The sequence below is a fragment of the Microbacterium paulum genome (assembly GCF_015707995.1).
Taxonomy (GTDB): domain Bacteria; phylum Actinomycetota; class Actinomycetes; order Actinomycetales; family Microbacteriaceae; genus Microbacterium; species Microbacterium paulum.
The window spans coordinates 14594-36232 of sequence record NZ_JAAGRY010000005.1 but is presented as its reverse complement, the minus strand read 5'-3'; the positions used below and the strand labels follow the sequence as shown (position 1 = coordinate 36232).

17 protein-coding genes and 1 tRNA gene are annotated in these 21639 nt (G+C 70.1%); 6 read left to right on the top strand and 12 right to left on the bottom strand.

Going from position 1 to position 21639, the window contains the following annotated elements; translation table 11 throughout:
- Positions 1–4: 4 nt before the first annotated feature.
- From G3N18_RS02440 to gndA, 3 genes are all read left to right on the top strand, one after another.
- Positions 5–1411: a GntP family permease gene (locus tag G3N18_RS02440; protein WP_196382735.1), complete on the top strand. Its 1407-nt coding sequence runs from the start codon at positions 5–7 to the stop codon at positions 1409–1411.
- Positions 1412–1420: 9 nt separating this feature from the next.
- Entirely contained in the window at positions 1421–1939 is a 519-nt protein-coding gene (locus G3N18_RS02435; protein ID WP_196382734.1) for a gluconokinase, read from the top strand.
- Positions 1940–2064: 125 nt separating this feature from the next.
- Positions 2065–3474: an NADP-dependent phosphogluconate dehydrogenase gene (gene gndA / locus G3N18_RS02430; RefSeq protein ID WP_206692892.1), complete on the top strand. Its 1410-nt coding sequence runs from the start codon at positions 2065–2067 to the stop codon at positions 3472–3474.
- Positions 3475–3533: 59 nt separating this feature from the next.
- Here gndA and G3N18_RS02425 read toward each other — a convergent pair whose 3' ends face one another.
- From G3N18_RS02425 to G3N18_RS02415, 3 genes are read right to left on the bottom strand one after another with little or no spacing between them, the layout of a single operon-like run.
- Positions 3534–4547 (bottom strand): magnesium and cobalt transport protein CorA, encoded by a 1014-nt coding sequence (locus G3N18_RS02425; RefSeq protein WP_196382732.1) that lies wholly within the window; start codon positions 4545–4547, stop codon positions 3534–3536.
- 39 nt (positions 4548–4586) lie between these two features.
- Positions 4587–5312, bottom strand: a complete 726-nt coding sequence (locus G3N18_RS02420) for an ABC transporter ATP-binding protein (protein ID WP_196382731.1) — start codon at positions 5310–5312, stop codon at positions 4587–4589.
- Positions 5313–5356: 44 nt separating this feature from the next.
- Complete coding sequence (locus G3N18_RS02415; protein ID WP_196382730.1) at positions 5357–6895, bottom strand: ABC transporter permease; 1539 nt, start codon at positions 6893–6895, stop codon at positions 5357–5359.
- 191 nt (positions 6896–7086) lie between these two features.
- On the opposite strand from G3N18_RS02415, the gene G3N18_RS02410 reads away from it, so the two are divergent.
- Together G3N18_RS02410 and G3N18_RS02405 are read left to right on the top strand one after the other, a co-directional pair.
- Positions 7087–7821, top strand: coding sequence for a response regulator transcription factor (locus tag G3N18_RS02410; protein WP_196382729.1), 735 nt, complete (start codon positions 7087–7089; stop codon positions 7819–7821).
- 71 nt (positions 7822–7892) lie between these two features.
- Positions 7893–9347 carry a sensor histidine kinase gene (locus tag G3N18_RS02405; protein WP_196382728.1) on the top strand — a complete coding sequence of 485 codons (1455 nt, stop codon included), beginning with the start codon at positions 7893–7895 and terminating at the stop codon, positions 9345–9347.
- Positions 9348–9400: 53 nt separating this feature from the next.
- Here G3N18_RS02405 and G3N18_RS02400 read toward each other — a convergent pair whose 3' ends face one another.
- From G3N18_RS02400 to G3N18_RS02365, 8 genes are all read right to left on the bottom strand, one after another.
- Positions 9401–10972 carry an FAD-dependent oxidoreductase gene (locus tag G3N18_RS02400; protein WP_196382727.1) on the bottom strand — a complete coding sequence of 524 codons (1572 nt, stop codon included), beginning with the start codon at positions 10970–10972 and terminating at the stop codon, positions 9401–9403.
- 12 nt (positions 10973–10984) lie between these two features.
- Complete coding sequence (locus tag G3N18_RS02395) at positions 10985–11881, bottom strand: FAD:protein FMN transferase (RefSeq protein ID WP_196382726.1); 897 nt, start codon at positions 11879–11881, stop codon at positions 10985–10987.
- Positions 11878–12393, bottom strand: coding sequence for an FMN-binding protein (locus G3N18_RS02390; protein ID WP_196382725.1), 516 nt, complete (start codon positions 12391–12393; stop codon positions 11878–11880). The genes G3N18_RS02395 and G3N18_RS02390 overlap by 4 nt, the downstream gene beginning before the upstream one ends.
- A gap of 87 nt (positions 12394–12480) precedes the next feature.
- Entirely contained in the window at positions 12481–15204 is a 2724-nt protein-coding gene (locus G3N18_RS02385; RefSeq protein ID WP_196382724.1) for a cation-translocating P-type ATPase, read from the bottom strand.
- Positions 15205–15257: 53 nt separating this feature from the next.
- A complete protein-coding gene (locus tag G3N18_RS02380; protein WP_196382723.1) occupies positions 15258–16292 on the bottom strand; it encodes a ribose-phosphate diphosphokinase in 1035 nt (344 codons plus the stop codon).
- A 4-nt stretch (positions 16293–16296) separates the two neighbouring features.
- Positions 16297–17736: a bifunctional UDP-N-acetylglucosamine diphosphorylase/glucosamine-1-phosphate N-acetyltransferase GlmU gene (glmU, locus tag G3N18_RS02375; protein ID WP_196382722.1), complete on the bottom strand. Its 1440-nt coding sequence runs from the start codon at positions 17734–17736 to the stop codon at positions 16297–16299.
- Between the two features lies 1 nt (position 17737).
- Positions 17738–17809: transfer RNA gene (locus G3N18_RS02370), tRNA-Gln, on the bottom strand.
- Positions 17810–17881: 72 nt separating this feature from the next.
- The gene (locus G3N18_RS02365) at positions 17882–19657 is read right to left on the bottom strand and encodes an oleate hydratase (RefSeq protein WP_196382721.1); all 1776 of its coding nucleotides are present in this window, start codon (positions 19655–19657) and stop codon (positions 17882–17884) included.
- Between the two features lie 149 nt (positions 19658–19806).
- Here G3N18_RS02365 and G3N18_RS02360 point away from each other — a divergent pair, with 149 nt between their 5' ends.
- Complete coding sequence (locus G3N18_RS02360; protein WP_196382720.1) at positions 19807–20304, top strand: MarR family winged helix-turn-helix transcriptional regulator; 498 nt, start codon at positions 19807–19809, stop codon at positions 20302–20304.
- 85 nt (positions 20305–20389) lie between these two features.
- On the opposite strand, the gene G3N18_RS02355 is transcribed toward G3N18_RS02360, so the two are convergent.
- Entirely contained in the window at positions 20390–21637 is a 1248-nt protein-coding gene (locus G3N18_RS02355; RefSeq protein ID WP_196382719.1) for an alpha/beta fold hydrolase, read from the bottom strand.
- Positions 21638–21639: the final 2 nt, after the last annotated feature.

Below are 21639 nucleotides of genomic sequence, written 5' to 3'. Positions count from 1 at the left end.
GCTCATGGCCCGGCTCATCGCTCTCCCCGCCCTCCTCGCCCCCGCCGCGAACGACCCCGTCACTCCCGCGGCGCCCGCCGGCCAGCTCATCACCGCCGCGGTGATCGGCATCGCCGTGATCGTCGTGCTGATCACGTGGGTGAAGCTCCATCCCTTCGTCTCCCTGACGATCGGCGCCCTGCTCACCGGCGTGCTCGCCGGCATGAGCGTCTCGGGCGCCGTGACGAGCTTCACGAACGGCTTCGGCTCGACGATGGGCGGGGTCGGCATCCTCATCGCCCTCGGCGCGATCTACGGCAAGCTGCTCGCCGACTCGGGTGGCGCCGACCGCATCGTCGACACGCTCGTCGACCGCGCCTCAGCGCGCGCACTCCCCTGGATCATGGGACTGATCGGCGCGATCATCGGCCTGCCGATGTTCTTCGAGGTCGGCCTCGTGCTCCTCGTGCCGGTGATCATCCTCGTCGCGCGGCGATCGGGTCAGCCGTTGATGAAGATCGCGATCCCGACCCTCGCCGGTCTGTCGGCCATGCACGGACTGGTGCCGCCGCACCCGGGCCCGCTCGCCGCGATCTCGGCCCTCGGGGCCAACCTCGGGATCACCCTCGCGTTCGGCGTCATCGTCGCGATCCCCGCGATCATCGTGGCCGGACCGCTGTTCGCCCCGCTCGCCGCACGCTGGGTCGACGTCCCGGTGCCCGATCTGTTCACCGCCGACGAGGCCGAGCGGAGCGCCCGCCGCCGCCCCACTTTCGCCGCGACGCTGACGAGCATCCTGCTGCCGGTCGTGCTGATGCTGCTGAAGGCGGTCGCCGACATCGTCGCGCCCGACTCGCAAGCGGCGTGGAAGGTCATCATCGACTTCCTCGGTACGCCGGTCATCGCGCTGCTGCTCGCCGTCTTGGCGGGGTTCTTCATCCTCGGCCGTGGCGCCGGGTTCGACCGCACGCGGGTGAACGCGATCGTCGGCGACTCGCTCGGGCCGATCGCGGGCATCCTTCTGATCGTGGGCGCCGGCGGAGGATTCAAGCAGGTGCTCATCGACACCGGTATCGGCGGAGTGATCGCCGACGCCGTGGCCGGCTCGTCGGTGTCGGTCCTCGTGCTCGCCTGGTCGGTGGCGGCACTGATCCGCGTGGCGACGGGATCGGCGACGGTCGCCACGATCACCGCCGCAGGCATCCTGCAGCCCCTCACGACCACCCTCGACCAGCCAATGATCGCGCTGCTGGTGCTCGCGATCGGCTCGGGCTCGCTCTTCCTCTCGCACGTCAACGACGCGGGGTTCTGGCTCATCAAGGAGTACTTCGGCCTCAGCATCCCGCAGACGTTGAAGTCGTGGACGGTGCTCGAGTGCCTGATCTCGGTGACGGGCCTCGCCGGCGTGCTCGTGCTCGGCCTGTTCGTCTGAGGCCCGGCGATGACCACGCTCTCTCGTCCCGTGCTCGTGATCATGGGCGCCTCCGGCACCGGCAAGTCGACCGTCGGAGCGATGCTCGCCGGGCGCCTCGGCTGGCCTTTCCAAGAGGGCGACGATCTGCACCCCGCCGAGAACGTCGCGAAGATGGCCGCGGGCCATGCGCTGAACGACGACGATCGGGCCCCGTGGCTCGCACTCGTCGCCGCGTGGATCGACGCGCGCCGCACGGCCGGTGAGCCGGGCATCGTCACCTGCTCGGCCCTGAAGCGCCGGTACCGCGACGTGCTGCGGCGCGAGAACGTCGTGTTCGTCCACATCACGGGCGAACGCGACGTGGTGCTCGAGCGCATGATGCGCCGCCAGGGCCACTTCATGCCACCGGCGCTGCTCGACTCGCAGTTCGCGGCCCTCGAGGCTCCCACGCCCGACGAGGCGGCGCTCACCGTCGACCTGCGCCTTGCGCCCGAGGATCAGGTCGCCTTCATCGCCGCCACCCTGCGCCTGCAGCCGTCTGCGTGAGCGCCCACCGTCCCCTCACCCCGCTACGCTGGAAACACACCCCAGCCTTCCCCAAGGAGCGTTTCGTGCCCGATTCCGCCACCGCCACTGCCACCGCCAACATCGGAGTCGTCGGACTCGCGGTCATGGGGTCGAACCTCGCCCGCAACCTCGCCTCGCGCGAGGGCAACACCGTGGCGGTGTACAACCGGTCGCGATCGAAGACCGACGAGCTGGTCGCCGAGCACCCCGAGGCCGGGTTCGTGCCCGCCTTCAGCTACGAGGAGTTCGCCGCGGCGCTGCAGAAGCCCCGCACGGCGCTCATCATGGTGAAGGCCGGCGCCCCGACCGACGCCGTCATCGAGTCGCTCATGGAGGTCTTCGAGCCCGGCGACATCATCATCGACGGCGGAAATTCGCTGTTCACCGACACGATCCGCCGCGAGAAGGCCGTGCGCGAGCGCGGATTCAACTTCGTCGGCATGGGCGTCTCGGGCGGCGAGGAGGGCGCCCTGCACGGCCCCTCGCTCATGCCCGGCGGCCCCGACGAGGCGTGGACGACCCTCGGCCCGATCCTCCGCTCGATCGCGGCGGTCGCCCCCGACGGCGAGCCCTGCGTCACGCACGTCGGCCACGACGGCGCGGGCCACTTCGTGAAGATGGTGCACAACGGCATCGAGTACGCCGACATGCAGCTGATCGCCGAGGCGTACGACCTCATCCGGCGCGGCACCGGCAAGAGCCCGGCCGAGATCGCCGACATCTTCGCCGAGTGGAACCGCGGCGAACTCGAGTCGTACCTCATCGAGATCACCGCCGAGGTGCTCCGCCAGGTGGATGCCGCGACCGGCAAGCCCCTCGTCGACGTGATCCTCGACTCGGCCGGCGCGAAGGGCACGGGCGCCTGGACGGTGCAGACCGCCCTCGACCTCGGCGTTCCCGTGTCGGGCATCGCCGAGGCGACCTTCGCCCGCTCGCTCTCCAGCCATCGCGAGCAGCGCGCCGTCGCGGGCGGCCTCCCGGGCCCCGCGGAAGACGCGTTCACCGTCGAGGACGCCGATGCGTTCGTCGAGCAGGTGCGCCTGGCCCTCTACGCCTCGAAGATCGTCGCCTATTCGCAGGGCTTCGACGAGATCCGCGCCGGCGCCGCGCAGTACGGCTGGACGATCGACCTCGGCGCGATCAGCAAGATCTGGCGTGCAGGCTGCATCATCCGAGCGCAGTTCCTCAACCGCATCGCGGATGCCTACGCGGCCACCCCCGACCTCGCGGTGCTGCTGACGGCGCCGTACTTCGTCGACGCGCTCGGTCGGGCCCAAGACGCCTGGCGCCACATCGTCGGGACGGCCGCGACGGCAGGCATCCCCGCCCCCGCGTTCTCGTCGTCGCTGGCGTACTACGACGGTCTGCGCGCGAAGCGCCTGCCGGCCGCGCTCATCCAGGGCCAGCGCGACTTCTTCGGCGCGCACACCTACCAGCGCATCGACAAGCCGGGCACCTTCCACACGCTGTGGTCGGGCGACCGCACCGAGATCGAGGCCGAAGACACGCACTGAGGCGCGACGCCTCCGGGGCCCCGCTTCCGCGCTCACGCGCGGGTGCGGGGCCTTCCGCGTCACAGCCAGTCGTTCTTCTTGAAGACGACGTAGAGACCCGCGCTGACGGCCGCCATCAGCGCGATCGCGAACGGGTAGCCCCACGGCCAGTCGAGCTCGGGCATGGTGCGGAAGTTCATGCCGTAAATGCCCGCGACGAGGGTCGGGGCGAACCCGATCGCCGCCCACGACGAGATCTTCTTGACCTGGTCGTTCTGTTCGAGGCTCGTCTCGGTCATGCGCTGCATGGCCTCGTTCCGGCGCTGATCGACGAGTGAGGAGTGGACGGTGAGGGCGCTGTCGAGCGTGCCGCGAAAGGCGCTCACCCGCGCGTCGACGTAGCGCGCGCGGTCGGCCACCTCGCGGAACGCCGGTGCGTCGTCGACGTGGAACCGGTTCTCGACGATGCGCTGCAACCGCAGCAGCATGTCGGGCAGGGGCGCGGTCGCGTGCCCGAGATCGATCACCTCGCGCTGCAACGCGAAGATGCGGTGCGAGACCTCATCGTCGTCTCCGAAGAGCTGCTCTTCGATCTGGTCGATGTCGTGCTCGATGCCGTCGAGAACGTCGCGATAGCCCCGTGTGACGAACTCGAACGTGGCCCACAGCACGCCGTACGGGCCCCGGTCGAGCACCTCGGGGTGCTCCTCGAGCAGCACTCGCAGCTTCTCGAGGTCGACCTGGCCGTCGGGCGAGATCGCGATGAAGAAGTCCTCACCCACGAAGAGGTCGACCTCGTGGCATTCGACGGTCTCGGCGGCGTCGTCGTACTGCGCCGGCTGCACCACGACGAACAGGTGCTCGCCGTACCGGTCGAGTTTCGACCGCTGGTGCGTGCGGAGCGCCGACGCGACCCCGAGCGGCTCGAGACCGAACACATCCGCCAGTTCGTGCACCTGCTCGCGCGTCGGCCGCGAGAGCCCCACCCACAGCATGCCGCCCGCCGCCCGTGCGGCGGCGAGGGCTGTCGCCGGGTCGGGATCGGTGGGAACGGGCGTGTGGCGGTCGTAGACGACGCAGTGCGGCTGGGCCATGCTGTCACCCTAGAGGCCCGCCCGCCCCCACCTGGACGCTCAGCGGGTGATGTCGCGGATCGTGCCCTTCTCGAGCAGCAGCCGGCGCCGCGCGCGCTTCGCGACGGCGGAATCGTGCGTCACCACGACGAGGGTGAGGCCCTCGGCGTTCAGGTCTTCGAGCACCGTCAAGATCTCGTCGCGCATCTGCTCGTCGAGGTTTCCGGTCGGCTCGTCGGCCAGCAGCACCCGCGGTCGCTTCGCGATCGCACGGGCGATGGCGACACGCTGCTGCTGGCCGCCCGAGAGCTCCCCCGGCCGGTGGTCGGCGCGTTCCGACAGATCGACGCGCGCGAGCGCGTCGGCCACCCGGGCATCGCGCTCGGCCCGATCCAGCCCCAGCGGCTCGAGCCCCATCGCGATGTTCTCCGCCGCCGTCAGCGTCGGGATGAGGTTGAACGCCTGGAACACGAACCCCACCTCGCCCGCGCGCAGGTGTTCGAGCTCTTTCGCCGACGCCGTCGCGAGGTCTTTGTCTCCGATCAGCACGTGCCCGGTCGTGGGCACGTCGAGGGCTCCGAGCAGCTGCAGCAGGGTCGACTTGCCGCCGCCGGTCGGGCCCTGGATCGTGACGAAGTCGCCGGTGGCGATCTCGACGTCGACGCCTTTCAGCGCCTGCACGACCCGCCCCTTCTGCTGATAGGTCATCGTCAAACCGGTGAGGCGGTAGGCGGGTGCGGACGGGGCGGCGGAGGCATCCGTCGCCGGCTGGTCGATGAGAGTCATGTCGGTCTCTTTCTGGTGGCGGAGCGGAAAGGTGGGCGAGCCGGTCACGCGACGGACCGCAGAGCCTCGGCGGGGCTGAGGCGCGCGGCGCGCCAGCCGCCGAAGGCACCGGCGACGAGGCCGCCCGCGACGGCGAGGAGCAGCGCGGTGAGCACGATCCAGAGCGAGAGCGGTGCGTGCAGCACGATGTCGGACGCGGTCTGCAGGGTCGAGCCGAAGCCGCCCCCGCCCATGCCACCGCCGGGGCCGCCACCCGCGCCGCCGCGACCCGTCGACGCCGCGGGGGCAGACGAGATCGTGGGGGCGATCACGTTGATGATCGTCACGCCGATGAGGCCGAGGATCACGCCCGCGATCCCGCCGATGAGGGCCTGCACGACCGACTCGCCGGCGACCTGCCCGACGACGCGGCCGTTCGACCAGCCGATCGCCTTGAGGGTGCCGAGCTCGCGAGTGCGACGCGAGACGCCCGAGATCGTGAAGAGCACCGCCAGCGCGACCGCCACGGCGAGCACGATGATCGACAGCCACGTACCGAGGCTCGTGATGAGCGACCCCGCGCTCGAGAGCGATCCCGACACGGTCGAGGCGAGTTCGGACTGCGAGCTGACCGTGGCGCTCGGCAGCGCCGTCTGCAGCGCCGACTGCACCGAAGCGATCTGGTCGCTCGACGAGGCCTGCACGTACACGGTCGAGACCACATCGCCGGCGCCCGAGAGCGTCTGCGCGACGTCGAGCGGGATGTAGACGTTCGAGGCCGTGTCGGCCGACGACGAAGCCGAGGCGGCGATGCCGACGATCTCGAACGTCGTGCCGCCGACATCGATCGTGCCGCCGACGGCGAGGTCGCTCGAAGCCGCGTAGGTCGCATCGAGCACCGCGACGTCGGTTCCGGCGTCAGACGCCGCGAGCGCACGGCCCGAGCTGATCGTGACCGCCGAGAGAGGCCCGACGGTGGTGGCTACGGGGTCGACGCCGAGCACGGTGAACGAGTCGACGCCGAACGATCCGCCGCCGAAGCCGCCGCCCTGGCCGCCTTCGCCACTCTGGCCGCTCTGGCCGCTCTGTGCGCCCTGGGGCATCTGGCCGTGGGTCGTCGAGCCGTCGGTCGAGCTGTCCGAGCTGCCGCTCGGCGCCTGCGGCAGCTCACCGCTGAAGGTCATGTTCGTGAGGCTCAGGGCACCCGTCGCCGCGGCGACACCGTCGACCGCAGTGACCTCGTCGACGGTCGAGGCGGCGAGCGTGCCGCGACGGAAGTCGGTGGTCAGGCGCGACTGGCTGAGGGTCGTCGTGCCGTCCGACGAGGTCTGCCCTCCGTCCGTGCCGAAGTCGAACTGGCCGCCGCCCGGGCCGCCCCCTCCCCCTTCGCCCGATTGCGAGGGCTCGGACTGCGCGCCCGTGACGGTGAGGTCGGTGCCGACACCGTAGACGGACGCTAGAGCCTCTGACTGCGCGTCGCGCACGCCTGCCGACAGCGAGTTGACGATGATCACGAGAGCGATCGCGATCGCGAGGCCGATGGCGACGATCGCGGTCTGCTTGGTGCGCCCCGACAGTTCGCGGCGCAAGTACGTCCAGTACATGGTTCTCCTTCTGGGCGTAGCCACCCCCGATGGCTCGACGGTAGAAGCGGTGTCGATGGAGAATCTCGGGCGAAGTGATGGAGATGCTATGCGCGTGATCGTGCGACCTCGGCGTCCGCCGTGAGCGGATTCATAGACTTCGCACAATCAACGCCATAGCCCCTTCACAGTCGGCGCATGACAATGGATCCATGACCACTCCCGCCGCCACGGCCGCACTTCACCGCCCCGACGGATCTGCGCTTCGCGTGCTCGTCGTCGACGACGAGCAGATGCTCACCGACCTGCTGTCGATGGCCCTGCGCATGGAAGGTTGGGAGGTGCGCACGGCCGGCTCGGGCTTCGACGCCCTCGCCGTCGCCCGCGACTTCGACCCCGACGCCCTCGTGCTCGACATCATGATGCCCGACCTCGACGGCATGGCCGTGCTGCAGCGGCTGCGGCACGCCGGCAACGACGTGCCGGTGCTGTTCCTGACGGCGAAGGACTCGGTCGCCGACCGGGTCGCGGGGCTCACCGCGGGCGGCGACGACTACGTCACGAAGCCCTTCAGCCTCGAAGAGGTGGTCGCGCGTCTGCGCGGACTGATGCGCCGTGCGGGAACCGCGACGGCGGGCGGGTCGGACCCCATCCTGCGCGTGGGTGAGCTGTCGCTCAACGAAGACTCGCACGAGGTCGAGCGCGCCGGCACCGAGATCGAGCTGACGGCGACCGAGTTCGAGCTGCTGCGCTTTCTCATGCGCAACCAGCGTCGCGTGGTGTCGAAGGCGCAGATCCTCGACCGGGTCTGGAACTACGACTTCGGCGGACGCTCGTCGGTCGTCGAGCTGTACATCTCGTACCTGCGCAAGAAGATCGACGCCGGCCGCGATCCGCTCATCCACACGGTGCGCGGCGTCGGCTACATGATCAAAGCGCCGCAGTGAGCCGGGCGACACGCCCCCGGCAGCGTCGCCGGTGGAGCCTGCAGACACGGTTGATCGCGACGGTGGTCGGCATGGTGGCCCTCATCCTCGCCATGATCGGCGTGGCCACGAGCGCGCTGCTCGGGAACATCCTCTCCCAGCAGCTCGACAATGAGGTGCGCGATGCCGCGAACCTCGCCGGCTCGCAGCTCTCGCGTCACCCCGGCGACCTGAGCGACGCCACCGACGCCTACACGGCACTGCAGGAGGGGCGCGGCTTCCCGACGGGCATGGTGCTCATCGTGCAGTCCTCCACCGGCACCGACGGCGCCTACCTCACGTCGGACAACACGGTCGCGACCCTGTCGAACGCGCAGGTCGACCAGGTGGTCTCAGCCTTCGACATGGGGCAGTCGACCACGACCGCCACGATCGACGGGCTCGGAACCTACCGGGTGTTCTCGGGGCGCGTACCCGGGTCGTACGTGATCGCCGCCGGACTGCCGCTGTCGGCGGTGAGCGCGACCATCACGCAGATCCTCACGACCGTCGGCCTCGTCACGACGGGTGGCCTGCTGGTGCTCGCGGCGATCATCGCACTCGTGATCCGCGGGTCGCTCAAGCCGCTGCGCGCCGTCGCCGCGACGGCGACCCGGGTCGCCGCACAGCCCCTCGATGTCGGCGACGTCAGCATCACCGAGCGCGTGCCGGCGGCCGAAGCGGATGCCTCGGACGAGATCGGCCGCGTCGGCGCGGCGCTGAACACCCTGCTCGACCACATCGACACCTCGCTCGCCGCCCGCCAGCGCAACGAGGAGCGCATGAGGGCGTTCGTGGCCGACGCCAGCCACGAGCTGCGCACTCCCCTGGCGGCGATCCGCGGGTATTCCGAGCTTTCGCTCCGCGCGCTGTCGCAGGCGCAGTCGGCGGGCACGCAGGTGACCAAGACACAGCTGGTCGCCAGCTCTGCGCAGTCGCAGCAGGGCCTGGAGCGCATTCAGGCGGCATCCCTGCGCATGACGACACTCGTCGAAGACCTGCTGCTGCTCGCCCGGCTCGACGAGGGCAAAGAGCTCGTCTACGGCGCCGTCGACCTCACGCGTGTCGTCGTCGACGCGATGACCGATGCGCAGGTGGCGGGACCGGACCACGAGTGGATCATCGACGTGCCCGAGGAGCCGGTGGTCGTGGCGGGAGACGCCACACGCCTGCACCAGGTGATCGCGAACCTGCTCACGAACGCCCGCGTGCACACGCCCGAGGGCGTGCACGTGACGGCGAGCGTCGCCGTGCAGGAGGGCGTCGCGGTGCTGCGCGTGGCCGACGACGGCCCCGGGATCGACCCGGCGGTCGCCGACGAGCTGTTCGAACGGTTCTCGCGCGCCGACGCCTCGCGCGCGCGGCAGACCGGCGGAACGGGCCTCGGCCTCTCGATCGCCAAGGCCATCGTGACCGCCCACCACGGCACGATCACGGTCGCCAGCGAACCCGGCTCGACGGTGTTCGAAGTGCGCCTGCCGGCACGCCCCGCCGACCCCCGCGCCTGACAGCAGCGCGCGGCGCGCGGCGACCACGCGATCAGGTCGCCGCTTGCCGGGGGTCAGTACCCCGAGAACGCGTCGGTCGTGAGGCCGTGCGCCTTCTCGAGCGCCGGTGCGAGGTCGGCGATGAGACCCGGGGGGCCCGAGATGTACGCGTGGCGCGAGGCCAGGTCGGGCACGACCTGCTCGAGACCGGCGGCATCGAGGCGCACGCCCTGGGCCCACGTCCAGTGCGGGGGAAGGTCGGTCGGCTCGTCGCGCGTGAAGACGATGACGGGGATGCCGGCATCTTCGAGATCCTGGCGGAAGGCGAGCTCTTCGGCGCCCGAGGCAACGTAGACGAACACGACGTCGCGGGCGCCACCGCCCTGACGCTCGAGACGCAGATGCCGCAACTGCGACACGAACGGCGTGACACCGATGCCGGCCGCCACCATCAGCACCGGCGTCGACGTCTTGGCGGGCAGCACGAAGTCGCCCCACACGCCCGTGACCGACAGTTCGGCGCCCGGATCGATCGCCGCGAGGGCCTTCTTGTACGACGACTGCGACCCGCGCCGCATCGCGACCTTCACGACGGGCAGCTCTTCGGGCGCCGACACGATGCTGAACTCGCGCCGCGTGCCCCGCGCGTCGGCGTGCGCGTGCGGCACCTCGAGCTCGAGGTACTGGCCCGCGTCGAAGCGCATCATGCGGCTCGCGCGGAACGAGAGCTCTTCGACGCTCGGGGTCAGTTGCTCACGCCCGAGGAAAGTGAGCTTCAGCGAGGCGCGCGTCGCGTAGGCGAACGCGAAGGCGACGAGGTTGCCGATCACGACGGCCGCCTCGGGGCCGAAAGTCAGAACGCCGACGCTGAGCGGCGCCCCGGCGAACACGCCCACGACGACCGCGACGATGTACTGCTGCCACCGTCGCGGCGGCTGGGTGAGCGGCTCGGAGAACATGAACGCCGCCAGGAAGAAGAACGGCGACGACCACAGCACCATCGACAGCAGCTGACCGAGGTCGACGGCCTGCCCCGCGCCCGCGTAAGCGAGCGAGACCCGCACCGCGTTGACGACGAGGGCGACCGCGAGGAACAGCAGCACGGGCCTCATCTTGTCTGCCCGTGCGACGACGAAGAAGCCCAGCAGCAGCACGGGCGCCGCGAGCGCCGGCGTTCCCACCCACCAGCCCGCGGCACCGAGCGCGTACACGCCGGTCGCCGCCGTCACGATCGAGAGCACCGTCGCGCCGAACGCGGCCGGGTTGACGATGTGCCGGCCGCGCCAGGCGATGACGTACTTGGATGCCGAGGCCACCGCACCGGCGATGGCGATGCCCACGAGGCCCATCGCCTCGGTCGTCGGGTACAGGACGAACTGCAGGATCCCGGCGGTGATCAGAGACGACTCGTATCGCCAGGCGCGACCGGTGACCCGCTGACCGACGAGGTCGACCAGCACGCACACGATGTTCAGCACCGCGAAGGTGACAAGCAGCGCGAGGGTCGACGGGGTGACGGCGTCGAAGAGCGACAGGAGCAGCGAGATCACGGTCAGCAGTGCCAGCGCGATCAGCACCAGGCGATACATCGAGAAGCGTCCGACGAACGCGAGCAGTCTGTTCCAGGCGGAGGTCACAGCGGTCATCACTGTTCCAAACTATCGTCCGACGAAGAGGTCGGCGCCGGCATCCACCGCTCCGGCAGACCATTCCAGCCGTCCCGTCGTGGTCATCCGCACCCACTCCACCCCCCACCGGTGTGCGAGCGCCGGTCCGCCGTCGAAGAACAGGGCGGTCGCCAGAGCGTCGGCGAGCGTCGCGGTGGGAGCGAGCGCCCACGTGGCGGCGATCGTCGTGACCGGCTCGCCGGTGCGGGCGTCGAGCACGTGGTGCAGCCCCTCCCCCCACGCGCGACGGTTCGCTGCCGACGCGCACAGGGCGCCGCCGGCGACCTGCCACACCCCGATCGCTTTGCCCGGGTCGTACGGGTGCTCGAGGGCGATCCGCTCGGTCGTGCCGGCGAGGCGGATGTCTCCCGAGGCATCCACCACCACCGCACCGTCGGCCGATGCCTGCGCCGCGCACTCGAGCAGCCAGTCGGTGACGAGATCGACGAGCCGCCCCTTGCCGAGAGCGCCGACGTCGATCAGCGCGGGGGCGGTGAGGGCGAGCGTCCCGTTCGACCACGTGAGCACGTCGCGCCAGTTCGCGGGGGCGGGCTGCGCCCCGGTGTCGCGGAGCGAATAGGCGGCGTCGTACCCGCGCCGGGCGAGACTCTCGCCGACGAGCGGGTTGACGGCGCCGCCGGTGGCGTCGGAGAGCTCGGCGTAGAGACCGAGCATGTCGGCGGCGTCTTTCGGCAGCGGCGCGTCACCACCGTCCGCCAATGCGCTCACCACCGAGTCGGCGCGGAACCGCGACCACTCCCGATCGAAACCGTCGATGAGCTGCGCGATGTCGGCTCGCGCCGCCTCGGCGAGCGGCGCGGCGGTCACGATGTGCCAGCGCGTGCCGATGGCGTCGAACTCCCACACCCCCGGCGCCGGGGCGCTCATGACAGGGCGTCGGCCTTGATCGTCTCGAGGGCCTGGTTGAAGCCGCCGCTCGTGAGCGACGAGCCGGCGACGCGCGAGACCGAGAGGGTGTCGATGTCCTTTCCGACGACCTCGGCTTGGATGCCGCCGATGAAGGCCTGTTGGTACTGGCGCGACTGCGGGCTCGTCGCGCTGCCGGTGACATCGACCTCGGTGACGATGTCGTCGGCGAGGGTGATCGTGACGGTCACCGACTCGGCGTCGCCGCCGCCGTCGATGTAGCTGCCGTCTGCCGTATAGGTACCGTCGACGTAGGTGCTCGCGGGAGCCGCCGCCGTGGCCGACGCGGTCGCTGTGGCCGAGGGCGTGGTGGTCGCAGTCGGGGTCGTGGTTGCGGTGGGGGTGGTGGTCTCGGCCTCGGCCGTGCCGGCGCATCCGGCGAGCACGGCGACACCGACGACCGATGCGGCGGCGAAGCCGGTGCGGAGCGCGCCGGCGGTGCGAGGGCGAGCAACGGCGGTGGTGCGGATCATGATGGTCCTCCTTCTGTCGTGCCGCCCGCGGGCGTGGTGGCGTTCCCCACGCTAACGTGGCTCCGCTCTGCGCCGTCCCGCTATTACCTATGCGTTCGCATTGAATCGAGCGGCCGTGGCGCCCTCGTCGGCGCGCCGGCGCACCGCTTTGAGCACCTCGACGGCGAGGAAGATCGCGACCGAGAAGGCAATCGGCAGCAGCCACCCGCCGACCGTGAGGGGCTCGGAGCCGAACAGTGCGTTCATGAACGGCACGTAGGTGTAGATCAGTTGGAACACGATGAGGGCGAGCGCCGACCAGCCGATCGCGGGGTTGCCGCGGAACACGTCGAGGGTGAGACTCGACCGACCGAGAAAGCGGCAGTTGAGCAGATAGGCGAGCTGACCGAGTGCGAGCATCGTGACCGCCTCGGTGCGGGCGACGGCGAGGTCGGTGCCCGACGCGATCGAGATGCCGAACACGGCGAGCGTCGTCCCGCCGATCAGCAGCGAAACGAGCAGCACGAAGCCCAGTTCGCGCCCGTTGACGATCGAGCCGCCCGACCCGCGGGGCGGCCGACTCATGATGCCGCGCTCGGCGGGCTCGTAGGCGAGGGCGAGCGAAAGGGTGACCGCCGTGACCATGTTGACCCACAACACCTGCACGGGCGTGAGCGGCAGCGTCAGACCGAACACGACGGCCACCAGGATCACGAGCGACTGGGCGCCGTTGGTCGGCAGCAAGAAGACGACCGACTTGCGCAGGTTGTCGTAGATGCGCCGCCCTTCGGCGATCGCACTGCGGATCGTCGCGAAGTTGTCGTCGGCCAAGACGATCTCGGCGGCTTCTTTCGTCGCCTCGGTGCCCTTGATGCCCATCGCGATGCCGACATCGGCGCGGGTGAGGGCGGGGGCGTCGTTGACGCCGTCGCCCGTCATCGCGACGACCTCGCCGCGCGACTGCAGGGCGCGGACGATGCGGATCTTGTGCTCGGGGCTCGTGCGCGCGAACACGTCGACGTCTTGCACGACCTTCGCCAGTTCGTCTTGGCTCATCGACTCGAGCTCGGCCCCCGTCAGCACCGCCGGGCCGTCGTCGGATGCCTCCACGAGCCCCATCTCGCGGCTGATCGCGAGCGCCGTGCCGGCGTGGTCGCCCGTGATCATCTTCACCCGGATGCCGGCGGTGTGGCAGTCGGCGATCGCCTCGATCGCCTCGGGCCGAGGCGGGTCGAGGATGCCCCACAGGCCGAGGAACTCGAGGTCGTCCAGATCGCCGATCGACACGGTGTCACCGCGGGTGGGCTTGCGCGCCGCGGCGAGCACCCGGAGCCCCTGCGCGCTCAGATCGTCGATCGCCGCCTCCCAGAACGCGATGTCGAGGGGCTCGGAGCCGTCGGCGCCGCGCTGGGTGAGCGAGCGTTCGAGCAGGCGGTCGGGTGCTCCCTTGACGAGGATCGCGCGAGAGCCGTCGGATGCCTCGTTGAGCGTCGCCATGAACTTGTAGGCCGAGTCGAACGGCACGACGCCGAGGCGGGCTGTGCCGGTGGCATCCGCGCCGCCCTTCATCGCGACGATCTTGAGCGCGCCTTCGGTCGGTTCGCCGACGAGCGCCCAGCCCTCACCCGCAGGGCCGCTCAGCCGGTCGATGTGCGCGTCGTTGCAGAGGTCGGCGACGGCCAGGAGGGCCGACAGGTCGCGGCCGGCGGGCGGGGCGATCTCACCCGAAGGGTCGTAGCCGAGCCCCGAGACCTCGTAGCGCTCGACCGCGGTGACCATGGTGCGCACGGTCATCTCGTTCTTCGTCAGGGTGCCGGTCTTGTCGCTGCAGACGGTCGTGACCGACCCGAGCGCCTCGACGGCGGGGAGCTTGCGGGTGATGGCGTTGCGCCGCGCCATCTGCTGCACGCCGATCGCGAGGGTGATCGTCACGAGCGCCGGCAGGCCCTCGGGGATCGCCGCCACCGCGAAGCCGATCGTCGCCGAGACGAGCTCGGGCATGGGCATGTCGTGCAGGTAGCGGCCGATCAGCATCATCACCGCGGCCATGCCGAGGATGACGATCGTGAGCACCTTGCCGAACGAATCGAGCTGCTTCGTCAGCGGCGTCGCGAGGCTGCCCGCCTCGCCGACGAGAGCCTGGATGCGGCCGATCTCGGTGCGCGCCCCCGTCGCGGTCACGATGCCGCGACCCTGCCCGGCCGAGACGATCGTTCCCGAGAACGCCATCGAGGCCCGGTCGCCGACACCGGCACCGGCGTCGACCGCGTCGGTGTGCTTCGACGAGGGCACCGACTCGCCCGTCAGCGCCGCCTCGTCGATCCGCAGTTGCGAGGCCTCGACGAGCCGCACATCGGCGGGCACCTTGTCGCCGGGCATGAGGCGCACGAGGTCGCCCGGCACGAGCTCGGCGGCGGGGATCGTCGCCCACGTGCCGCCCCGGCGCACCGTCGCGTCGGCCGAGAGCATGCCGCGGATGCCCGCCAGCGCCTTCTCGGCGCGGCCCTCCTGCACGTAGCCGATGACGGCGTTGATGACGGCGACCGCCATGATCACCCAGAAGTCGAGCCAGTCCCCCATGACAGCCTTGATGGCCGCCGCGCCGAGAAGGATGTAGATCAGCGTGTCGTTGAAGTGCGACAGAAAGCGCAGCCACGCGGGCGTGCGCTTCGGCTCGGGCAGCAGATTCGGCCCGACGAGGGCCAGACGGTCGGCGGCCTCGGCGGGCGACAGCCCGTCGTCACCGGTGCCGAGCGCACCCGCGACCTCGACGACGGAGACCGAGAAGGGACGATCGACAGACAGTCGTGCGTCGACAGCAGGTGCGCTCATGGCGCGATCCTATGCCCGCGCGGCGACCGGCTGAGACCACTCGCGCCGTGCGCTCAGGCGGCGCCGTCGAACATGCTCGTGACCGACCCGTCTTCGAAGACTTCTTTAATGGCACGGGCGAGCAGCGGCGCGATCGGCAGCACGGTGAGCGCCTCGAAGCGCTTCTCGGGCGGCAGCGGGATCGTGTCGGTGACGACGACCTCATCGATCGCGTCGTCCTGCAGCCGGTCGACGGCCGGGTCGCTGAAGATCGCGTGGGTCGCGGCGACGATGACCCGTTCCGCACCGTTGGCCTTCAGGGCCTGCGCGGCCTTCACGATCGTGCCTCCGGTGTCGATCATGTCGTCGACGAGCAGGCACACCCGGCCCGCGACGTGGCCGACGATCTCGTTCACCGTGATCTGGTTCGCCACGTTCGGGTCGCGACGCTTGTGGATGATCGCGAGCGGTGCGCCGAGCGAGTCCGACCACTGGTCGGCGACGCGCACGCGGCCCGTGTCGGGCGAGACGACCGTGAGCTTGTCGCGGTCTTCGGGGCTGAGCGTGCGCTGGAAGTAGTCGAGCAGCACGGGCTTGGCGAAGAGGTGGTCGACGGGGCCGTCGAAGAAGCCCTGGATCTGCGCGGCGTGCAGATCGACGCTCATGACGCGATCGGCACCCGCCGTCTTCAGCAGGTCGGCGACCAGACGGGCCGAGATCGGCTCGCGCCCGCGGCCCTTCTTGTCCTGCCGCGAATAGGGGTAGTACGGCGCCACGACCGTGATGCGCTTGGCGGATGCCCGTTTCGCGGCATCCAGCATGATGAGCAGCTCCATGAGCCACTCGTTCACCGGCGGGCCGAACGACTGGATGATGAACGCGTCGCAGCCGCGGATCGAGACCTCGAAGCGGGTCAGGATCTCGCCCGACGCGAACGTGCGGTGCTCGGTCGGCACGAGTTCGGTGCCGAGGTGCAGGGCCACCTCTTCGGAGAGGGCCGGATGCGAGCTACCGCTCGCGACGACGAGGCGCTTCTTGGTCTTGGCGACCAGACCCGGCGCGATGCCGCGCTCGACGTCGAGGTCAACCGTGTTCTTCTTGCGCGCCATCGCCCTATTCCTGTGTGGAGCGGGCCCGGGCAGCGGCATCCGCCGCAGCCGTTCCCGATCGGTGATTCTCGACCCACCCCTCGACGTTGCGCTGAGGGGCGACGCTCAGAGCGAGCGCACCGGCGGGGACGTCCTTGCGGATGACGGCACCGGCGCCCGTCTTGGCGCCATCTCCGATCCTAACGGGCGCGACGAACACGTTGTGCGAGCCCGAGTGCACCTCGTCGCCGATCTCCGTGCGGTGCTTGGCGAGATCGTCGTAGTTCGCGGTGATGGCACCCGCGCCGAGGTTCACCCCGCGGCCGATCGTGGTGTCGCCGATGTACGAGAGGTGGGGCACCTTGCTGCCCTCGCCGATCGTCGAGTTCTTCGTCTCGACGAAGGTGCCGATCTTGCCGCCCTCGGCGAGGATCGTGCCGGGCCGCAGGTACGCGAACGGGCCCACGGTCGCGCGCGCGCCGATGACGGCGAGGGTCGCGTCGGTACGGCGGACGGTCGCGCCCTCGCCGACCTCGCAGTCTTCGAGCGACGTGTCGGGGCCGATGACGGCGCCGGAGGCGACCGCCGTCGCGCGCAGGATGTGCGTGTTCGGCAGCACCGTGACGTCGGGGGCGAGGGTCGCGGTGACGTCGATCCAGGTCGTGGCGGGGTCTTGGATCGTCGCGCCCTCGAGCTGCCACCGGCGCACCGTGCGTGCGTTCAAGAGGCGCCCCGCCTCGGCCAGCTGGGCGCGATCGTTGACGCCGAGGGTCAGGGCGACGTCGGTGACGACGGATGCCGTGACCGCGAGCCCGTCGGCCCGGGCGAGGGCGACCACGTCGGTGAGGTACTTCTCCCCCTGCGCATTCGCGGTGCCCACGCGGCCGAGGTGCGCGCGCAGCGGGGCCGCCTGGAAGACGTACACGCCCGCGTTGATCTCGGGGACGGCGGCTTCGGCGGCCGAGGCATCCTTCTGCTCGACGATCCGTTCGACGGTGCCGTCGACGGCGCGGATCACGCGGCCGTAGCCCGTCGGATCGTCGACGACGGCCGAAAGGAGCGTCACCGCCGCGCGCGAGGCACGGTGGTCGCGGACGAGCGTGAGGAGCGTGTCGGCGTCGAGCAGGGGCACATCGCCCGAAAGCACGAGCACGTCGCCGACGAAGTCGGGAACGGCGGCGAGCGCCACCTCGACGGCGCGGCCGGTGCCGGGGATCTCGTCTTGATCGACGACGACCACCTCGGGCGAGATGCCGGTGACGGCCTCGGCGACCTGGTCGCGCTCGTGACGCACCACGACGAGCACATGCGCCGGCGCGAGGTCGCGCGCCGTGTCGAGCACGTGCCCGACGAGAGGCCGGCCGCCGATGCGGTGGAGCACCTTCGGCAGCGCCGAACGCATGCGCGTGCCCTGACCCGCCGCGAGGATCACGACGGCCAGCGAGGCATCCAGGGTGTTCGTCATGCTCCGCCGCCAGGATTCGAACCTGGACTTAACAGCTCCAAAGGCTGTCGTGCTGCCGTTACACCACGGCGGAACGCCCGCACGCGGGCCTTCCTAGTCTGCCATCGACCGGGAGGGCGCGCGCACGGGCGTGCCGTGTCGGGCCTCAGACGAGGTTCGCCGCCTGCAGGATCTCTTCGAGGTAGGTGTCCTTCACCTTGTGCAGCGCCGCCTTGCCGATCTGACGCTCCATGAACGGCAGCTTCAGCTCGCTGAGCTTCTTGCGGTCGTTCAGGTAGTACAGCGCACTGAGGAGCACGCGCACGTCGAACGACGACGCGAAGACCTCCGGAACGCCGCGGTCGACGTTCAGCAGCTCGTAGACGGCCTCCATCGCGGTGCGCACCGAGTACTCGGTCGTGAACACCGTGTCGACCGGCGTCTCGGCGAAGTTGCCGAGGAACGCGAGGTTCTTCGAACCCTCGGGCACCACGTCGGGGCGATCGCCGAGAGCGCGCGGCATGAAGTACGACGTGATGTAGGGCATGTTGCAGGGCACCGTGCTCGCCGAGTTGTGCGCGAGATCGTCGATCTCGTCGACCGGCACGCCCAGGTGGTAGAGGAACTCGGCGCACAGCTCGGCACCGGTGCACTCGCGGATCGTCTTCTTGACGTAATCGCCCGGCTTATCGGAGAACAGGCCGTACAGCCACACCACGAGCTCTTTCTGCGGGTCTTGCGCCTTGAAGTGGGGCTGGCGACTCATCGAGAAGCCGTACAGCCACGACGAGTCGGCGAAGCTGATCGGACCGCCCGAAACGATCTTCCCGTCACGGGGATCGCGGCCGGTGAGCTTCTCGATGTAGGGCGCGATCTTGTCGTCGGTGAGGGTGACGGTGGCCGAGATCGTCCAGTTCGCGTCGGGGATGTTCTCGCAGAACTTCTCCGGCTTGCCGAACGCCGGGTCTTGCGCGGCGAGCTTCTTCCAGAGCTTCCACGAGCTGCCGTTGTCGGTCTCGATCGGGGCCGGGGTGTCGTTGTCGCCGTAGGTGCTCGACTCGGTGATCGAGCCGTTGGTCACGAAGACGAGGTCGTTCTCGGTGAGCTCGACCGTCTCGGGCGTGCCGTCGCGGGTCAGCTCGATCCGGGTGGCGACCTTCGTCCCGTTCGTCACGTCGACGAGGATGTTGTTCACTTCGGCGTTGTAGACGAAGGTCACGCCGTGGTTCTTGAGGTTCTCCACGAGCGGCAGGATGAGCGACTCGTACTGGTTGTACTGGGTGAAGCGGAGCGACGTGAGGTCGGCGAGGGTCGAGATGTGGTGCACGAAGCGCAGGATGTAGCGCCGCATCTCCATCGCACTCGCCCACGGCTCGAAGGCGAACATCGTCGCCCAGTAGAGCCAGAAGTTCGACTGGAAGAACTCTTCGCCGAAGACCTCGTCGATCTTCTTGTCCTGGAGGTCGACCTCGCGCGTGAGCGCGAGCCCGATGAGTTCTTTGACCGCCTGCGGGGTGAGCGTGAGGTCTTTCTGGGCGGGGATGCGCTGGCCCCGGTGCTCGGTCGCGCGGTTGGGATTCGTCGACGGGTTCGTCTTGTGGATGTGGTACATGTCGTCGAGCACCGACTGGCCCTCGTTCTCGAGCGAGGGCACCGAGCGGAAGAGGTCCCACAGGGTCTCGAAGTGCGCCTCCATCTCGCGGCCACCGCGGACGATGAAGCCCTTGTGCTCGTTGAAGATGCCGTCCATGCTGCCGCCGGGCAGGGCGAGCTCCTCGTAGATGGTGATCTGGTCGCCCGACATCCCCGCGTCGCGGATCAGAAAGGTGGCACCGGCGAGGCCCGCCAGGCCCGAGCCGACGAAGTAGGCCTTCTTGCCGTCAACACCCTCAGGCCTCAGGGGTGTGGCATAAGCCTCGAAGTTTCCGTTACTGCGGTACATGCGCGTCCTCCCGATCGTTGTGACAGAAGCGACACGGCTGCGGACCATCGTGCCCCGTGGCATCCGTGCCGCACTGCCGACGCTAAAACCGGTCGCCCCCTCGATCAAGTGCACGACGGGCTCGGCGAACGACCCGCGATAATGGGTCCATGGCCACCGAGCACGACGAAGTCGACCGCATCGTGGGCGCATGGGTCACCCAGCGCCCCGACCTCGACTTCTCGCCGCTCGAGGTGCTCTCGCGCGTGGATCGGCTGTCTCGGCACCTCGACCGGGCCCGCCGCGAGGCGTTCCGCCGCAGCGATCTCGAGCCGTGGGAGTGGGATGTGCTCTCGGCACTCCGCCGCGCGGGTGAGCCGTATCAGCTGAGCCCCAAGCAGCTGCTGCAGCAGACGCTCGTCTCGAGCGGCACGATGACCAACCGCATCGATCGCCTCGTCGGGCGCCGGCTCGTGCGGCGGGAGGCCGACCCCGCCGACGGTCGCAGCGTGCTGGTGACTCTGACCGACGACGGCAAGACGCGGGTGGACGCCGCGATCACGCGCCTCGTCGATGCCGAGGCCGTGCTGCTGGGCGTGCTCGCGCGCGCCGACCGCGAACGCCTCGCAGGGCTGCTGCGCAAGCTCTCGCTGGGCTTCGACGCCTGAGCCCGGGTTCGCGGGGCGGCTCGCGCCGGAACTCGCGGGCGATAACGGCGCCAAGCGACCCCCGAACGGGGGAAAGCGCGCAGGCTCAGCGCACGCGACGGCCGTGGGCGAGGTCGATGAGGCGCGGCAGCACGTCGCCGGCGCGCAGGCCGTTGTGCTCGTGCTCGCTCGTGATCCACGGGGTGACGCCGGGAAGGAGCCGCACGGTCTCGAGAGAGAACTCGACGGGCACGTACACGTCATTGACGTAGACGGCGGCCGCGCCGCGGGCACCGGATGCCTCGAGTGCGGCGGCGTCGTAGAGCCGCGGCCACTCGGTGTCGGCGACGCGCAGCGCGGCGTTTTTCCAGGGCGCGAGCCCGGGCACCGTGTCGAGCCAGTCGCGACGCGCGTGCTCGCCGGTGAGGAGGGTCTGGTCGTCGCGGAAGTCCTGCGGCTCGACGCGATCGGCGGCCCAGCGGGTCGCGAAACCGTCGGCGTAGCTCGACTCGTGGAAGAGGTAGTACAGCGGGTTCCGCGCCGAGAAGGGCAGGGCGGCCGCGAGATCGTAGCGGAAGGCGTTCGTGCGAGGGTCGGTCTCGAGCAGCGCGTGCAGCGCCTGCCAGCCGTCGTTCGTGCCGAGGAGCATGCCGAGTGAGCGCAGCCGCGACACCGACACGACCTCGCCGGTCGGCAGCACGATGCCGCCGGATGCCGCCAGGTCGAGCCGCGCGCGCATCGCGTCGCGGTGGCCCGGGAAGCGCCGGTAGTACTGCTCCGAGGCATCCCGCATCTTGTCGTACGTCAGCGCGTAGACCTCGTCGGGGTGCCGAGCCACGGCGCTCAGTCCGCCGGTGATGTAGACCTCGCCGAGAGAGTCGGCGTGCACGCTCAGGTAGCGGAGGATCGTGAAGCCGCCGAACGACTGGCCGAGCACGCTCCAGCGCGCCGCGCCCAGGCTTTCGCGAAGCGCCTCGGCGTCTTCGACGATCGCGTCTGCGCGCAGATGAGTGACGTACTCGGCGATGCCCTCCGCCCCGCGGTCGAGATCGACGTCGCCGAACGGCGTGGATGCCCCGGTGCCGCGCTGATCGAGCAGCACGACCCGGTAGTGCGCGAGCGCACCGTCGAGCCAGCTGGGCGCCGTCGGCGCGTGGAAGGGGGCGGGCGCCTCGAACCCTGGGCCACCCTGCAGGAACAGCAGGTAGGGCAGGTTCTCGCCGCCCTCGCGGGTCACGACGGCGGCGTGCACGTCGATCGTGCGCGTGTCGGCGTCGTCACCCCAGACGAGCGGCACGGTGAGGGTGTGGTCGTCGATCGTGAGGTCGAGCAGGCGGCGGGTGGTGACAGTCACCC

Excerpts from the sequence above, each read along its gene's own strand:
- G3N18_RS02400 (WP_196382727.1), bottom strand. The coding sequence starts at position 10,972 with ATGACCGCTGTGACCTCCGCCTGGAACAGACTGCTCGCGTTCGTCGGA.
- G3N18_RS02435 (WP_196382734.1), top strand. The coding sequence starts at position 1,421 with ATGACCACGCTCTCTCGTCCCGTGCTCGTGATCATGGGCGCCTCCGGC.
- G3N18_RS02365 (WP_196382721.1), bottom strand. The coding sequence starts at position 19,657 with ATGTACCGCAGTAACGGAAACTTCGAGGCTTATGCCACACCCCTGAGG.
- glmU (WP_196382722.1), bottom strand. The coding sequence starts at position 17,736 with ATGACGAACACCCTGGATGCCTCGCTGGCCGTCGTGATCCTCGCGGCG.
- G3N18_RS02420 (WP_196382731.1), bottom strand. The coding sequence starts at position 5,312 with ATGACTCTCATCGACCAGCCGGCGACGGATGCCTCCGCCGCCCCGTCC.
- G3N18_RS02410 (WP_196382729.1), top strand. The coding sequence starts at position 7,087 with ATGACCACTCCCGCCGCCACGGCCGCACTTCACCGCCCCGACGGATCT.
- G3N18_RS02380 (WP_196382723.1), bottom strand. The coding sequence starts at position 16,292 with ATGGCGCGCAAGAAGAACACGGTTGACCTCGACGTCGAGCGCGGCATC.
- G3N18_RS02385 (WP_196382724.1), bottom strand. The coding sequence starts at position 15,204 with ATGAGCGCACCTGCTGTCGACGCACGACTGTCTGTCGATCGTCCCTTC.
- G3N18_RS02395 (WP_196382726.1), bottom strand. The coding sequence starts at position 11,881 with ATGAGCGCCCCGGCGCCGGGGGTGTGGGAGTTCGACGCCATCGGCACG.
- gndA (WP_206692892.1), top strand. The coding sequence starts at position 2,065 with ATGGGGTCGAACCTCGCCCGCAACCTCGCCTCGCGCGAGGGCAACACC.
- G3N18_RS02360 (WP_196382720.1), top strand. The coding sequence starts at position 19,807 with ATGGCCACCGAGCACGACGAAGTCGACCGCATCGTGGGCGCATGGGTC.
- G3N18_RS02405 (WP_196382728.1), top strand. The coding sequence starts at position 7,893 with ATGGTGGCCCTCATCCTCGCCATGATCGGCGTGGCCACGAGCGCGCTG.
- G3N18_RS02390 (WP_196382725.1), bottom strand. The coding sequence starts at position 12,393 with ATGATCCGCACCACCGCCGTTGCTCGCCCTCGCACCGCCGGCGCGCTC.
- G3N18_RS02440 (WP_196382735.1), top strand. The coding sequence starts at position 5 with ATGGCCCGGCTCATCGCTCTCCCCGCCCTCCTCGCCCCCGCCGCGAAC.
- G3N18_RS02415 (WP_196382730.1), bottom strand. The coding sequence starts at position 6,895 with ATGTACTGGACGTACTTGCGCCGCGAACTGTCGGGGCGCACCAAGCAG.
- G3N18_RS02425 (WP_196382732.1), bottom strand. The coding sequence starts at position 4,547 with ATGGCCCAGCCGCACTGCGTCGTCTACGACCGCCACACGCCCGTTCCC.